At 68.3% G+C, this 13,790-nt stretch carries 14 protein-coding genes; 7 read left to right on the top strand and 7 right to left on the bottom strand.

Annotated elements, in window-relative coordinates:
* The first annotated feature begins 66 nt into the window (after positions 1–66).
* The 4 genes from CIK77_RS02310 (at position 67) to CIK77_RS02295 (ending at position 3,574) form a co-directional block, all read left to right on the top strand.
* On the top strand, positions 67–708 hold the full coding sequence (locus CIK77_RS02310; protein ID WP_249268619.1) for a biotin transporter BioY: 642 nt from the start codon (positions 67–69) through the stop codon (positions 706–708).
* Positions 705–1,406, top strand: a complete 702-nt coding sequence (locus CIK77_RS02305) for an energy-coupling factor ABC transporter ATP-binding protein (RefSeq protein WP_087055327.1) — start codon at positions 705–707, stop codon at positions 1,404–1,406. The genes CIK77_RS02310 and CIK77_RS02305 overlap by 4 nt, the downstream gene beginning before the upstream one ends.
* Entirely contained in the window at positions 1,403–2,014 is a 612-nt protein-coding gene (locus CIK77_RS02300) for an energy-coupling factor transporter transmembrane component T family protein (protein WP_087055328.1), read from the top strand. Before CIK77_RS02305 ends, CIK77_RS02300 begins: the two co-directional genes overlap by 4 nt.
* Positions 2,015–2,131: 117 nt before the next feature.
* The gene (locus tag CIK77_RS02295; protein ID WP_087055329.1) at positions 2,132–3,574 is read left to right on the top strand and encodes an aldehyde dehydrogenase family protein; all 1,443 of its coding nucleotides are present in this window, start codon (positions 2,132–2,134) and stop codon (positions 3,572–3,574) included.
* Positions 3,575–3,590: 16 nt separating this feature from the next.
* Here the strand turns inward: CIK77_RS02295 and CIK77_RS02290 are convergent, their stop codons facing one another.
* Genes CIK77_RS02290 through CIK77_RS02275 form a run of 4 tightly spaced genes read right to left on the bottom strand, consistent with a single transcriptional unit; the run spans position 3,591 to position 6,997 of the window.
* The gene (locus CIK77_RS02290) at positions 3,591–4,418 is read right to left on the bottom strand and encodes an ABC transporter ATP-binding protein (RefSeq protein ID WP_087055330.1); all 828 of its coding nucleotides are present in this window, start codon (positions 4,416–4,418) and stop codon (positions 3,591–3,593) included.
* A complete protein-coding gene (locus CIK77_RS02285) occupies positions 4,415–5,185 on the bottom strand; it encodes an ABC transporter permease (protein WP_087055331.1) in 771 nt (256 codons plus the stop codon). The genes CIK77_RS02290 and CIK77_RS02285 overlap by 4 nt, the downstream gene beginning before the upstream one ends.
* Positions 5,182–6,006, bottom strand: a complete 825-nt coding sequence (locus CIK77_RS02280) for an ABC transporter permease (RefSeq protein WP_087055332.1) — start codon at positions 6,004–6,006, stop codon at positions 5,182–5,184. Before CIK77_RS02280 ends, CIK77_RS02285 begins: the two co-directional genes overlap by 4 nt.
* Before the next feature lie 4 nt (positions 6,007–6,010).
* A complete protein-coding gene (locus CIK77_RS02275; protein ID WP_170934161.1) occupies positions 6,011–6,997 on the bottom strand; it encodes an ABC transporter substrate-binding protein in 987 nt (328 codons plus the stop codon).
* A 146-nt stretch (positions 6,998–7,143) separates the two neighbouring features.
* Here CIK77_RS02275 and CIK77_RS02270 point away from each other — a divergent pair, with 146 nt between their 5' ends.
* Positions 7,144–8,274 carry an NDMA-dependent alcohol dehydrogenase gene (locus tag CIK77_RS02270; protein ID WP_087055334.1) on the top strand — a complete coding sequence of 377 codons (1,131 nt, stop codon included), beginning with the start codon at positions 7,144–7,146 and terminating at the stop codon, positions 8,272–8,274.
* A 25-nt stretch (positions 8,275–8,299) separates the two neighbouring features.
* Here CIK77_RS02270 and CIK77_RS02265 read toward each other — a convergent pair whose 3' ends face one another.
* The 3 genes from CIK77_RS02265 to CIK77_RS02255 are packed head-to-tail and all read right to left on the bottom strand — an operon-like array spanning position 8,300 to position 11,618.
* On the bottom strand, positions 8,300–9,499 hold the full coding sequence (locus CIK77_RS02265; RefSeq protein ID WP_249268620.1) for an acyl-CoA dehydrogenase family protein: 1,200 nt from the start codon (positions 9,497–9,499) through the stop codon (positions 8,300–8,302).
* The gene (locus CIK77_RS02260) at positions 9,496–11,124 is read right to left on the bottom strand and encodes an AMP-binding protein (protein ID WP_170934162.1); all 1,629 of its coding nucleotides are present in this window, start codon (positions 11,122–11,124) and stop codon (positions 9,496–9,498) included. Before CIK77_RS02260 ends, CIK77_RS02265 begins: the two co-directional genes overlap by 4 nt.
* 8 nt (positions 11,125–11,132) lie before the next feature.
* A complete protein-coding gene (locus CIK77_RS02255; protein WP_087055336.1) occupies positions 11,133–11,618 on the bottom strand; it encodes a MaoC family dehydratase in 486 nt (161 codons plus the stop codon).
* A gap of 238 nt (positions 11,619–11,856) precedes the next feature.
* Here CIK77_RS02255 and CIK77_RS02250 point away from each other — a divergent pair, with 238 nt between their 5' ends.
* Positions 11,857–12,948, top strand: a complete 1,092-nt coding sequence (locus CIK77_RS02250) for an ABC transporter substrate-binding protein (RefSeq protein ID WP_087055337.1) — start codon at positions 11,857–11,859, stop codon at positions 12,946–12,948.
* A gap of 23 nt (positions 12,949–12,971) precedes the next feature.
* Complete coding sequence (locus CIK77_RS02245) at positions 12,972–13,790, top strand: ABC transporter ATP-binding protein (protein ID WP_087055718.1); 819 nt, start codon at positions 12,972–12,974, stop codon at positions 13,788–13,790.

Here is a 13,790-nt window from a genome sequence, read left to right as displayed (position 1 = left end):
GAGACATCGCCTCTTCGCCTATACTGAACACCGTTCATTGAACATCGTTCAGGAGAAGAGGACGCAGTGAAGGATGTCTGGGAGGCGCGCGACATCGCGCGCGTGGCCGTGTTCACGGCGATCATCGTGGTGCTCGGACTGATGGGCCCGATCCCGGTTCCCGGGCTCGTGCCCATCACCGCGCAGACGCTGGGCGTGATGCTGGCCGGCGCGGTGCTGGGATGGAAGCGCGCAGCGGCTTCTGTTCTCGTGCTCTACGCGCTCATCGCAATCGGCCTGCCGGTGCTCGCCGGCGGGCACGGTGGTCTCGGCGTGTTCGTCGGACCCAGCGTCGGGTATCTCATCGGCTGGCTTCCCGGTGCGATCACAATCGGGCTGATCGCGCAGTCGGGCCGCCTCACGTGGTGGCGCGTCGCGGTCGGCACGATCATCGGCGGCATCGTCGTGATCTACGCCATCGGCGTCCCGGTGCAGGCATTCATCACACAGCTCCCGCTCGCCGGCGCCGCACTCGCATCGGTCGCGTTCCTGCCAGGCGATCTGATCAAGGTCGTGCTCGCCACGATTCTGGCGCTGGCCCTGTTCCGTGCGTACCCCGCCGCGTTCCCGGCGCGCGTCAGGGCGACGCGCGCCGGCGGCTCGAGCGGCGCCGCCACGGCCGGTGCCGTCTCGGCACCCGGAGAGGGCGCGGCGCGGGGCGAGGCGTGAACGACGGCATCTCCGTCGCCGGGCTCGGCGTCGAGCTCGACGGCGCACGCATCCTCACGGACGTGACAGCTGAGCTCCCTCAGCAGCGCGTCGCGGTGATCGGCGCGAACGGGTCGGGGAAGTCGACTTTCGCTCGGGCGCTGAACGGACTCGTCCGCCCGAGCGAGGGCAGCGTCCATGTGGCGGGAACCGACGTCGGCCGTGAACCGCGCAGGGCGCGCGAGCGGGTCGGGTTCCTGTTCAGCAGTCCCGACGCCCAGATCCTGATGCCGACGCCTGCGGAGGACATCGTGCTCTCGCTGAAGGCCGCCGGCGTCGCCAGGGCGGACAGGGAGGAGCGCGCACTCGCCGAGCTGGCGCGCTTCGGGCTCGCCGGTCGCGCTGACCAGCCGGCGCACAGTCTGTCCGGCGGTCAGAAGCAGCTGCTCGCTCTGGCGGCGGTGCTCGCGAGCGGCCCGCGCGTGCTCGTCGCCGACGAGCCGACGACGCTGCTCGACCTCGGCAACGCCCGCCACATGGGCGATCTGCTGATCGAGGGCGACGTACGCGGTCCGGTCGCCGATCAGGTCGTCATCGTGACGCACGACCTCGAACTGGCGGCCAGGTGCGACGTCGTGCTCCGCTTCGCCGACGGCAGGCTCGCCGAGCAGGGCGAAGCCGGTCCCGTCATCGACAGGTACAGGGCGGCGTACGCGTGATCTCGCTGTACCGGCCGGGGGCGAGTGCGCTGCACCGGATGCCCGCCGGCGCGAAGCTCGCGACGCTCGCTGTGTTGGCGCTGGTCGCCTCGCTCTGGCCGCACACGATCTGGACGGCGATCGGCACACTGGGCGGCGCCTTCCTGCTGTTCCTGGCCGGAGGGCAGGGACCGATCGTCTTCGTCCGCCAGCTCTGGGCGGCGAAATGGACCGTGGTCATCCTGGTCGTGACCCAGGTCCTGTTCGTGTCGTGGGAAGCTGCGATCACGGTGTCGGCGCGCGTGGTCGCTGTGGTGCTGATGGCCGGCTTGGTGACGCTGACGACCCGGACGAGCGACCTGCTCGACGCGCTCGAGCGCGCAATGGGCCCCCTGCGCGTACTCCGTGTCGACCCCGCTCGTGTGGCCTTCGTGCTCTCCCTCACGATCGCGGCGATACCGGTCATCGCCTCTCTGGCTCATCAGGTGGGCGAGGCGCACAGAGCCAGGGGAGTGCGCCCCGGTCCGCGCGTGATCGTGACGCTGCTGGTGCTCGCGCTGCGCCACGCCGACACGGTCGGTGACGCCATCACGGCCCGTGCGGCGGTCGCCGAGATGCGCACCTCTTGAACGAACCGGCGACCAGAACGGCGCATCTCGGCGAAAGAGGCGCATCTCGGCAGCTGGTGGTCAGCGCTCTGAACGCTGTGCGGACGGCGCGCACGCTGGTCGGTCTATCGTGTGCGCATGAGCTACGGAGCCATCGAACAGGAAGAGATCTTCGCGGGCGGGGAGTGGCTGACGCCGCACGCCGCCGCACGCATCGAGCTGGAGAGTCCTGTCGACTTCCGCCGCACAGGCGGCGCGGTCGACGGAGACGAGCGTGACGTCGACACCGCTGTGCGCGCGGCGCGTGAAGCATTCGACCACGGCCCGTGGCCGCGGATGAGCCCGGAAGAGCGAGCGGGCTGGCTCGAGAGGCTGGCCGATGAGATCGAGCGGCGAGCCGACGCGACCGTGTCGCTCGTGACGACCGAGATCGGCCAACCGGTGAGCATCGCGCGACCGTGGGCCGGCATCCGGCCCATCGCACACCTGCGGTTCTACGCGCAGCTGCTCCGTCGCCCCGACGCGGTCGAGGAGGTGCGGGAGAACGCGATGAGGCCGGGCACCACGATCGTGCAGCATGAGCCGCTGGGCGTCGCCGCGCTGATCGTGCCGTGGAACCATCCGCAGGCGTCGACCACGTTGAAACTGGCACCCGCGCTGGCGGCCGGGTCGACCGTCGTCGTCAAGCCCGCGCCGGAATCGCCGCTGGACATCTCCAACATGGCGGAAGCGAGCACAGCGATCGGCATGCCTCCTGGCGTGATCAACATCGTCACGGGAGGGCGCGAGACCGGCAGGGCGCTAGTGCAGCACCCCGGCGTCGACAAGGTCGGGTTCACCGGCTCATCGGCCGCGGGGCGGGACATCGCCGCGCAGGCTGGCGCACAGCTCAAGCCGGCCACGCTGGAACTGGGCGGAAAATCTGCCGCGATCCTGCTCGGCGACGCCGATCTCGACGCCGTGATGGGAGCCCTGCGAGTGTCGTCGTTCGAGAACACAGGGCAGACGTGCGCGCTGATGGCGCGTGTGCTGGTGCCGCGTGCGGCGCACGACGAGGTCGTCGACCGCCTCGTGGCGCTTGCCCGCGACCTGCGCGTCGGAGACCCATCCGACCCTGCCACGGAGCTCGGCCCACTCGTCTCGCGCCGTATCCACGACCGTGTCTCCGGGATGGTCTCCCGCGCCGCAGCTGACGGGGCGACGCTGCTCGCGGGAGACAGCGACCTGCCGGACACCGGCTACTACGTCGCGCCGACGATCGTCACCGGTGCGGTTCCGAGCAGCGAGATCGCGCAGGAGGAGGTGTTCGGCCCCGTCGTGTCGGTGTTCGCCTACGACGATCTCGACGACGCGGTTGCGCTGGCGAACAATTCGCGCTACGGCTTGGCAGGCTCGGTGTTCGGCGATCCGGACGAAGCGCTCGGCGTCGCGCGCCGGGTGCGCACAGGGTCGATCGGCATCAACGGCTACAAGCCCGATCTGAACACGCCGTACGGCGGCTACGGCGACTCGGGTCTCGGCCGCGAGTTCGCGATCGAAGGACTGCGGAACTTCCAGGAGGTCAAATCGATCTGGCGCTGACTGCGGTTCGCTGCGCCTACGGACTCACCGTGCGCACGGCATCCGTGTCTCCCGTATAGGTCTTCGCGCGCTGGATCTGCTCGTAGACATGGCGGCGCAGGTCGACGAACTCCGGCAGCGAGCGGGTCTCCAGCTGGTCGCGCTCGGCTGGAAGGCCGACGGCGACATCGTCGAGCACGATGGTGGGCGAGCTGGAGAGAACGATCACTCGTTCGCCCAGATACACCGATTCGTCGATGTCGTGCGTGACGAACAGCACGGTGAGCCCCAACTCCTTGGCGGCACGGCGCACCAGATCCTCGAGATCCGCACGTGTCTGGGCGTCGACGGCGGCGAACGGCTCGTCCATCAGCAGGACCTCTGGCTGGTAGGCGATCGCGCGGGCGATCGCGACGCGCTGCTGCATGCCTCCTGAGAGCTGCCACGGGTACGACCTCGGCACGTGGGAGAGCCCGACAGCGTCGAGCGCCTCCGCGACACGCCGCCGGCGCGCCGCCTTGGCCACACCGGCGCCGATGAGAGGCAGCGCGACGTTCTCGTCGACCCTGTGCCATGGGTACAGCGACCTGCCGTACTCCTGGAACACCAGTGCCATGCTGCGCGGCGGCCCGTTCACGACCTCGCCGTCGAGCGTGACGGTGCCGCTGGTGGCCGGCATCAGTCCGGAGACCACCTTGAGCAGGGTCGTCTTTCCCGATCCGGATGGCCCGACCAGGCAGGCGAATTCGCCTCGACGCAGGTCGAACGTGAGGTCGCGCACCGCCTCGACGTCTCCGCCTGGGGAGGAATAGACCTTCTGCACGCCCTTCACGGACAGCAGAATGTCGTCGGTGGCAGCAGTCATTGCTTCTCCATTTCGCGCTGGCCCCGGTACCATCCGAGGACGCGTCTTTCTACGGCCGAGTACAGGAATGCCATCACGATGCCGATCAGGCCGATGATCAGGATGCCGGCCCACATCGCACCGGTCTCGAAGGTCTGCTTGAACAGCATCACCTGGTAGCCGAGGCCGTCGAGCGCGGCGTACATCTCCGATACGACCATCAGGATCAATGAGATCGGCAGAGCGAGTCTGACGCCCGTCATGATGCGCGGCAGTGCGGACGGCAAGGTGAAGTGCCTGAACCTCACCCAACCGCGCAGACCGTAGGAGACCGTCGTCGCGGCGAGCACGGAGTCGGCCGCCCTCGCCCCGTCGATGGTGTTCAGCAGGATGGGCCAGAGACAGCCGAGGAAGACCAGGAAGATCTTGGAACGGTCGTCGATGCCCATCACCAGAAGCAGCACAGGCAGGAGCACGGGCGGTGGCACGGCTCGGATGAACTCGAAGATCGGGCCGGTGAGCTTGCGAGCGACGACGCTCGTACCGATCACGAGGCCCAGCACGATGCCGACGACGATGGCCGCTGCGAGCGCGATGCCGAGACGGTACAGCGACGGCAGCACCTGCTGCGCCATCAGCGGGCCGATCCAGGTCCGGACCAGATCGACGACCATCAGGTCGGGCTTCGGCACGAACGGGTTCGTGGTGCCGCGCGTCGCCGCCCACCAGACGGCGACGATGACGATCGGCAGCGCGAGTGCGGTTGCGACGGGGCGGAGGAACCTCATCCGTCGCCCCCCGTCCGCATCGACGGATGCCAGCTGAGCAGGCCCCTCTCGACGGCCTGCATGAGGAGGTTGATGACGAGGCCGAGCGCCCCCGCCAGAACGGCGAGGGCGTAGACCACCTCGACGTTGCCTGCTGATTGGTACTGCGCGATCAGCTTGCCGATGCCTGGCGCTCCGACGACGATCTCGATCGTGAGCGCCACAACGAGCGCGACGGTGGCGGACAGACGCACGCCGGTCATCAGATAGGGGAGGACCGTCGGCCAGACGAGGTGCTTGGCGCGCATCAGGAATCGGAGGCCGTAGCTGCGGGCGGTCGCCTCGCCCACCGGGTCGATGTCGGCGACGCCCGAGATGACGTGCACAAGGATGATCCAGAAGCATGCCCACGCCACGATGAACACCGTTGCGGAGGGGCGCACGCCGAACAGGATCACAGCGACCGGGATCAGGCCGACGGACGGAATGGGCCGCAGGAATTCGATCGTCGACTCCGAGTACTCGCGCACGAGCCGTGACGATCCGATCAGCACGCCGAGCAGGATGCCGAGCACGAGCGCGACGGCGAGCCCGACCGTCCAGCCGGTGAGCGTCATCCCGAGGGCCTCCCAGAATTCGCCGGCCAGCGGCTGAGACGCCACGACCCGTCCGATCTGCGTCACGATGACCGAGAAGGGCGGCAGATACTGCGAAGGCACGAGCTCGAGCCGCGACGCGGCCTCCCACAGCACGACGAACGCAGCGATGCCGGTGAACCCGAGCACGACGGTCGCCGCAGTCGTGTGCGCGAACCGGCTCTCGCGAACGGCGGTCGAGCTCATCGGATCACGGCTCCCAGATCAGGGATTCGAAGTCGACCTCGTTCTCGATGTAGTCGAGCTCGTACGACCAGTCGGCCAGCGCCTGAAGATTCTCGGACGTGAGCGGGAGCTTGCCGTAGGAGCCGAGCCTGATGCGTGCGGCGAGTTCGGGGTCGATCTTGGTGAACTCGGCGATGTTCTCCCGCAGCTCGTCATCGTTGTCGAGCGCGTACTGGTTCGCGGTATCGATCGTGTCGGCGACGTTCGCGTAGTAGTCGGGGTTCGCCTCGACCTCGCTGCGCAGTGCGTACCAGACGCCGGCGACGACGGCCTCGTCCGAAAGGAACTGGAACGGGTTCGCGAGCGTGCGGAAGCCGTTCTCCTCCCGTCCCAGGGTGCCGAACGGCTCGCCGGCCACGAAGGCGTCGACCGCGCCGCTCTCCAGAGCCGCCGGCTGATCCGGGATGCCGATCTGAACGTATTCGACCTTCGACGGGTCGCCGCCGTCGCCCTTCACGGCGAGGTCGCTGAGCAACTGCGTGTAACCGCCCGGCCCGTTGATCGCGACCTTCTTGCCCTCCAGGTCCTTCGCCGACTCCAGCGGGCTGTCCGAGGTCACCAGAAGGTCGTTGATGCCGTTGGCCGGGTCGTCCGGGGTGGCGCTGGCCGCGGCGATCACGACAAGATCGATGCCGCTCTGAACCGCCTGGAAGACGCTCGTGGTGCCTCCGTAGCCGACCTGAACCTGGCCGGACTGCATCGCCTGGATGATCTCGGGCGACGAGCTCGTCTGCTGCAGCGTCACGTTCAGCCCGGCGTCGTCGAAGACGCCGTTCTGCTGCGCCATGTACGCGGGGCCGATGTCGGTGACCGGGATGACACCGAGAACCAGGTCGCCGCCCGACTCGCTTCCGCCCCCACCGCCCCCACCACCGGAACCGCAGGCGGTCAGGGTGAGGGCGAACGTCGCCGCTGCGGCGACGCCGATACCGCGAAGAAATGTACGATCCATTACTGCCTCCATTGCCAGCCGGATTGTTCCGTCGAGTCGCGACTAAAGCACATCCTGCGGTCGGTTCGTACGCTCTGCGTGCGTCTTGCCCTCACGCATCCCTAGCGTGTGGAACACGTGACAACGGCGTTAACGAAGGAGTTCTGATGCCCACACCGACGCGTGCTGCGATCATCCGCGAACAACCTGGCGAGTTCGAGATCGCCGACATCCTGCTCGACGACCCGCGCCAGGGCGAGATCCTCGTGAGCATGGCCGTGAGCGGCCTGTGCCACTCCGATCATCATCTCGCCACGGGAGACAGCGTGCCCGACATCATGCCTTTCATCGGCGGGCACGAGGGCACAGGCACCGTGCAGGCCGTCGGCCCGAACACCTCCGGCTGGGAGGTCGGCGACAAAGTGGTGTTCTCGTTCATCGCGAGCTGTGGCAAGTGCCGCTGGTGCAACGAGGGGCAGAGCAACCTGTGCGACCTCGGCCGCTTCATGATGACAGGCAGCCGGTTCACGGATCCGGACAGCTACCGCGCCTCCCTCCCCGACGGCACGCCGGTCGGCCAGATGTGCGGACTCGGCACCTTCTCGGAGCACACCGTCGTCGACGTGAACTCCGCGGTGAAGCTGCCGGCCGACGCGGATCTCGACCGGCTGTGGCTGCTCGGCTGCGGCGTGGGGACCGGATGGGGATCCGCGGTGTACGCCGCCGGAATCGAACCGGGCCAGACCGCTATCGTGATCGGCACGGGCGGCGTCGGTATCCACGCCGTGCAGGGTGCATCGCACGCGGGCGCGACCGCTGTGATCGCGGTCGACCCCGTGGAGCTCAAGCGCGAGAAAGCGCTGGAAGTCGGTGCCACGCACGCCTTCGCGACGATCGAGGAGGCGACCGTGTTCGCGCAATCGATCACCAACGGTCAGGGCGCCGACAGTGCGATCCTCACGGTCGGCCTGCTCTCAGGCAAGGACGTCGCCGATGCGTTCTACGCGATCCGCAAGGCGGGCACCGTCGTGGTCACGGCGATCGCGCCGAGTTCGGAGCAGGTGATCCCCATCCCGCCGCTTGATCTCACCCGCTTCCAGAAGCGACTGCAGGGCGCCGTCTACGGCGCGAGCAACCCGCACTCCGACATCCCTCGTCAGCACCAGATGTATCTCGCCGGCCAGTTGAAGCTCGACGAGGTCATCTCGCAGATGTATGCGCTGGAGGACATCTCTCAGGGCTACCGCGACCTGCTCGACGGCAAGAACGTCCGTGGAGGCATCCTGCATCGGCGCTGATCCCGAACCGCACGGGGCGGGCGCCTCACCGGGTGAAGGCGCTCAGCCCCGTGACGGCACGGCCGACGATGAGGGAGTTCATCTCGTGGGTGCCCTCGAAGGTGTAGACGGCCTCGGCGTCGGCGAAGAAGCGAGCGAGGTCGTGGTGCACCCGGATGCCCTCGGCACCGGCGATCTCCCGCCCGAGGGCGACGGTCTCGCGCAAGCGGTCGGCTGACCAGGTCTTCGCCAGCGCGGCGGTCGCATCGTCGAGGGCGCCGCGATCCTTCAGAGTCGTCAGCCGTACGGCGAGCGCCAGCGTCGCCTCGGCGTTCCCGAGCATCCTGGCGAGCTTCTCCTGGATGAGCTGGAACCCCGCGATGGGTCTGCCGAACTGCTCGCGTCCCAGCGCGTATCGCAGAGCTGACTCGTATGCTCCGATCTGCATGCCGGCGGCATTCCAGCCGATCACGTACCGCAGCTGCGCGAGGATCGCCGAGAGGTCCGAGAAGGAGTCGATACCGGGAAGGCGCGCGTCGGCGGCGATCGAGACGTCGTCGAACCGGATGTCGCCGTTGCGCACCATGCGAAGGGCGATCTTCCCGTCCACGTCGCTCATCGTCACACCTGGCGCATCGAGCGGCACGAGAAAGGCGTTCACTCGGCCGGTGTCGGCGTTCCGCGCCGGCACGATCGCCAGCTGCGAGATCGGCGCGTTGCCGATCCAGCGCTTGTGGCCGCTCAGCCGCCACCCCTCGCCGTCAGGAGTCGCAAGAGTCGCCATGCCGCCCGCGACGTCCGAACCGTGCTCCGGCTCTGTGAGGGCGAAGCATCCGGTGATCTCGAAGCTCGGGATGCCGGGGTCGATCGCGGCGATCTGCTCCGGCGATCCGCCGCCTCGCAGCACCGTGCGGAACATGCCGGTCTGTCCGCCGTAGATCGTGCCGATCGACGCGTCGACCCGCTGGAGCTCCAGGTGCTTGAAGCCGACGTAGTAGGGGCTGAGAGTGCCGTCAGGGCGCAGCAGCGCTTCGTCGTCCTCCAAGCGGAGAGCGGCCAGCTCTGCGCGCAGGTGCACGGGGCATTCCGCCTTCTCCCACCATTCGGCGAGGTGAGGCGTCGCCTGCTCTGCGAGCAGGCGACGCAGCTGGCCCAGCTTTGCGCGCTCGGCCGTGGTGAGGAGGTCGTCGGCATAGCCGAGCCTGTCCGTCGGCTCGGCCAGCGGATCGGGCGAAGAAGCGATCACGTACGCGCTCCCGCGGTGCGCACGGCGAGCTCCTCCGCCGCGTCCGCTCTGATCCGCGCGAGCGGAACCTTCCCTGTCTGGGTGCGGTCAAGACTCTGCCGCACGAACAGGTGCCGCGGCTTCTTGTAGCCGGCGACGCGCTCGCCGACCGAGGAGATCACATCATCGACGTCGACGGGCACGGTCGCGGCGATCGTCGCACACACGACCTCGCCGAATCGCGGGTCGGGGAGGCCGAAGACGATCGCGTCATCGACCGACGGATGCTCGATCAGCGCCTCCTCGACTTCGGCCGGGTACACCTTCTCGCCGCCCGTGTTCACCACAGCGCTGAGCCGGCCCAGCAGATCGATCGTGCCGTCGCCGCGGGCGCGCGCCCAGTCGCCTGGCACCACATAGCGGTGGCCGTTCATCTCGCGGAACGTCTCGGCCGTCTTGACCGGATCGCCGTAGTAGCCGCGAGGGAGGATGCCGCGGAACGCGACCAGCCCGAGCGTGCCGGCGCTCAGCGGGAGCTCGCGTCCCTGCTCGTCGAGCAGAGCCGCATCCGGCGTCAGCGTGAGCGGCGCGGGCAGGTCGGCTGCGGAGCGGGATGTGCCGAGCGCGTACGGCCCTCCCTCGCTGGAGGCGAACATGTCGACGATCGTCAAATCGCCGAGCCGGTGCAGCCGCGCCTTCGCCTCGTCGCTGAAGCGCATACCGCTGCTGATGACACTGGTCACGGTCGGAAGACCGCCCGCCTTCTCCGCCGTTTCGGCGAGGGGCAGCGCCAGCACATCGCCGGCGACGATCAGTCGGGTCACCTCGTAGCGGCCGATCAGCTCGTACGCGGCGCCCACGTCCATCCTGGCCGCCGCGTGCATCACGATCGTTCCGCCGAGCGCCAGCGTCGCCATCGTCGCCGACTGAGCGGTGCCGTGCAGAAGCGGGCTCATCGGCAGGGTCACGACCCGAGGCCGATCGGCGTCCGCGGCGATGCGGACGGCCGCGGCGACGTCGGCGGGCGGTTCGGCGCCGATCAGCCCCCAGGTCGAGTGGCGGCGTGCGACCAGGAGCGTATCGAGGTCCCACACCACAGCACGGGGACGACCCGTGGTGCCCCCGGTGTAGAGCCGCATGTCCGCGCCGCGGGGTGCGGGAAGCAGGTCGTGGCCGCCGACGAGCAGCGCGCGGTAGTCCGTCGCCCCGTTCACGGCATCGCCGCCGTCGTCGACGGTGATCATCTCGAGCTCGAGCCCGGCCGCCGCCTCGACGGCGAGGGCGGACAGCGACGTCGGCACCAGGAATGCGCGCGAGGAGGAATCCAGCAGCAGGTCGCGCACCTCTCCCGCGCGGTACCGGTAGTTGATCGCGACAGGGGCGACGCCGATCGCGAGGCACGCCCACATGAACACGAGGAACTCCGTGCGGTTGTACAGCAGCGTCGCCGCGGCGTCGCCTTTCCTGAGGCCGCGGGAGCGCAGGTGGGCGGCGAGGGCCGCCGCCTCGTCGCGGAAGCGGCCCCAGCTCATCTCGTCGTCCGCCGTCGCAGCCGCAAGACGCTCGGGCACGGCACGGGCGATGCCGTCCCACAAATCGCTGTAGTGGATCGGGACGGTGGACGTCGCTGTCGAGGTCTTGGTCATCGCTTCGCTCATTCGTAGTGCCTCAGCACGAGTTCGGCGACGACAGCGGGCTTCGGCGCGCCCTCCGTCTCGAACACCAGCGCGAGGGCGACCTGCCAACCGCCGTCGACGCGAGCGACATCCGCGACCGAGCCGCGGATCCGGATCGGGGCGCCGGAGCGCACGGGGTGCGGGAATCGGATCTTGTTGAAGCCGTACACGATGCCCGTCCTGGTGCCTTCGACCCGGTAGATCTCCCGCAGATGGGGCACCACCATCGACAGCGTCAGCATGCCGTGCGCGATCCGCCCGCCGTAGGGCGAGGCAGCGGCGGCCTCCGCGTCGACGTGAATCGGGTTGTCATCGCCGGAGAGCGAGGCGTAGGCGTCGATGTCGGCCTGCGGGATCTCCCGCCAGGAGGATGGTCCGAATTCGCGGCCGGCGATCGCACCGACGTCCGCGATGTCGGTGATCAGGGAACCCGCCTCGGCACGGTCGGTTGTCGTTGCGCTCATCGTGGCCTTCCGTCATCCGGCGCCTCGTCGCGCCATGTCGCCATTCTGACCGAGACCGCGTCGCCGGTGCGGCACCGTTTCCACGCGGCGAAAGCACTGTGTCCATGGCGATCGGGTCAGTCCGACCGATCGATTCCACCTGCTGAAAAACACATGGAGTGCACCGCCCGCCGGTGTGCAGACTCGGGCCAGCCGTCGACGTCTATGCCGACGGCCACGTTCCGACAAGGGAGTCGACATGATCAGTGCACGAAGCCCCAAGAGCGGGCGCTCACGCCTGCCCCGCGTCACCGCCGGTGCGGCGCTCTTCGCCGCGGGTACGCTCGCTCTCGCCGGATGCGGTGGTTCCGGAGCGGCAGGAGGAGGCGAAGGAGAGCTGCAGGAGATGACGGCGGTGACGTTCCTGCCGATGGAATCGTTCACGTTCACGCCCGAGATGTACGCCTACGCCGGCGGCTATTTCGAGGACCACGGCCTCGACGTGACGCTCGAGCCCGTGAAGGGCACGGCCGCGGCCGTGCAGGCCGTGCTCGGCGGAGCCGCAGACATCACCCGGGTCAGCTCGATCGACTCGATGCCGCCGTTGGAGGAGGGCCAGCCGATCGTTCCGATCGGCACGATGGCGTACAAATCGAACCTGCGGGTCGTATCGAGCGAGGGCAATCCGATCGAGTCGCCGGATGACATGGCGGGCCAGACGATGGGCATGGGATCGATCGGCGGGACGAGCGAGAAGATGCTGAACCTCGCACTCGATGCGGGAGGAGTCGATCGTGATTCCGTGACGCGCCAGGCGGTGCCTGTGACCGGAGCCACCTATCAACTCGTCAAGCAGGAGCAGCTGGCGGGATACATCGTCAGCCTCGACACGTCCATCCAGCTGGGGCTGCAGAATCCGGATGCGGTCGTCACGGACGCCGGTCTCGCTGAGGCGCCCGACATCCAGACGTGGCTCGCCACGCAGGAGGCCCTCGACGACGAGCAGTCGGCTGAGAACATCACCGCTTTCCTCGCGGCGATCGAGGACGCGGTGCAGGACATCATCGATGATGCGGACAACGACTTCGAGAACGTGATCGCCACTCTGCGCGACAGCGGCGACTTCGACTTCGCAGCACTCGACGATGACGACGTCGCCGCTGAGGCGCTCGACTTCTATGTGAACAACACCTGGGTCGATCCTGACGGCGACACACCGATGCTGGCGCACAACCCGGAAGCATGGACGGACGCCTACGACACGTACGTCGAAGCCGGCCTGCTCGAGGGCGGGCAGGACCCTGCAGCCTGGCTCGATTCCGACCACCTGCCATCGGCGGACGCGGAATGATCGCGCGAGAAGGAGTCGGAACCATGACGGGGGATCAGAGCGCGAACTCTGCAGACGCAGGCACGCCTCGTCTGGCGATCCGCGGGCTCTCCCGAGATTTCCACACTCGCAACGGCGTCGTCCACGCGGTGCAGGGCATCGACCTCTCCATCGCGCACGGCGAGTTCGTCGCGCTGATCGGCAGGTCAGGGTGCGGCAAGACGACGCTGCTGCGGATGATCGGCGGTCTGCTTCCGCCGACCGACGGCAGCATCGAGGTCGACGGGCGCGGACTGTGGCGGGACGGTCAGATCGACCAGTCCGCCGTCGGCATGCTCGGCTTCGTCTTCCAGGAGAGCAACCTCTTCCCGTGGTTCTCGGTGCTCGACAACATCGCGCTGCCGATGAAGCTGCGCGGCGTGCCCAAACGCGTCCGCAGATCCAGGGCGGCGGAGTTCGCCGATCTGGTGGGCCTGGGCGAATTCACCGGCTCCTATCCGCGCGAGCTCTCCGGCGGCATGCGACAGCGCGCCGCGATCGCGAGAGCACTGTCCACCGAGCCCGAACTGCTGCTGATGGACGAGCCGTTCGGCGCACTCGATGCGCTCACCAGGGAACGGATGAACCTGGAGCTGCAGCGCATCGTGCTGGAGACCAGTTCCACAGTCGTGTTCGTCACCCACGACATTCCAGAGGCGGTTTTCCTCGCGGATCGCGTGGTGCACATGACACCGCGGCCAGGGCGAGTGCGCCAGATCCTGCCTGCGGAGTTCGCCAAGCCGCGATCGGTCGATCTGCAGACCGAGACCGCATTCAATGAGATCGTGCGCCGGCTCCGGCACGACATCGACGAGGAGGAGTGA

Source organism: Microbacterium sp. JB110 (assembly GCF_003335195.1).
GTDB lineage: Bacteria > Actinomycetota > Actinomycetes > Actinomycetales > Microbacteriaceae > Microbacterium.
This window is presented reverse-complemented; position numbering and strand designations above follow the sequence as displayed.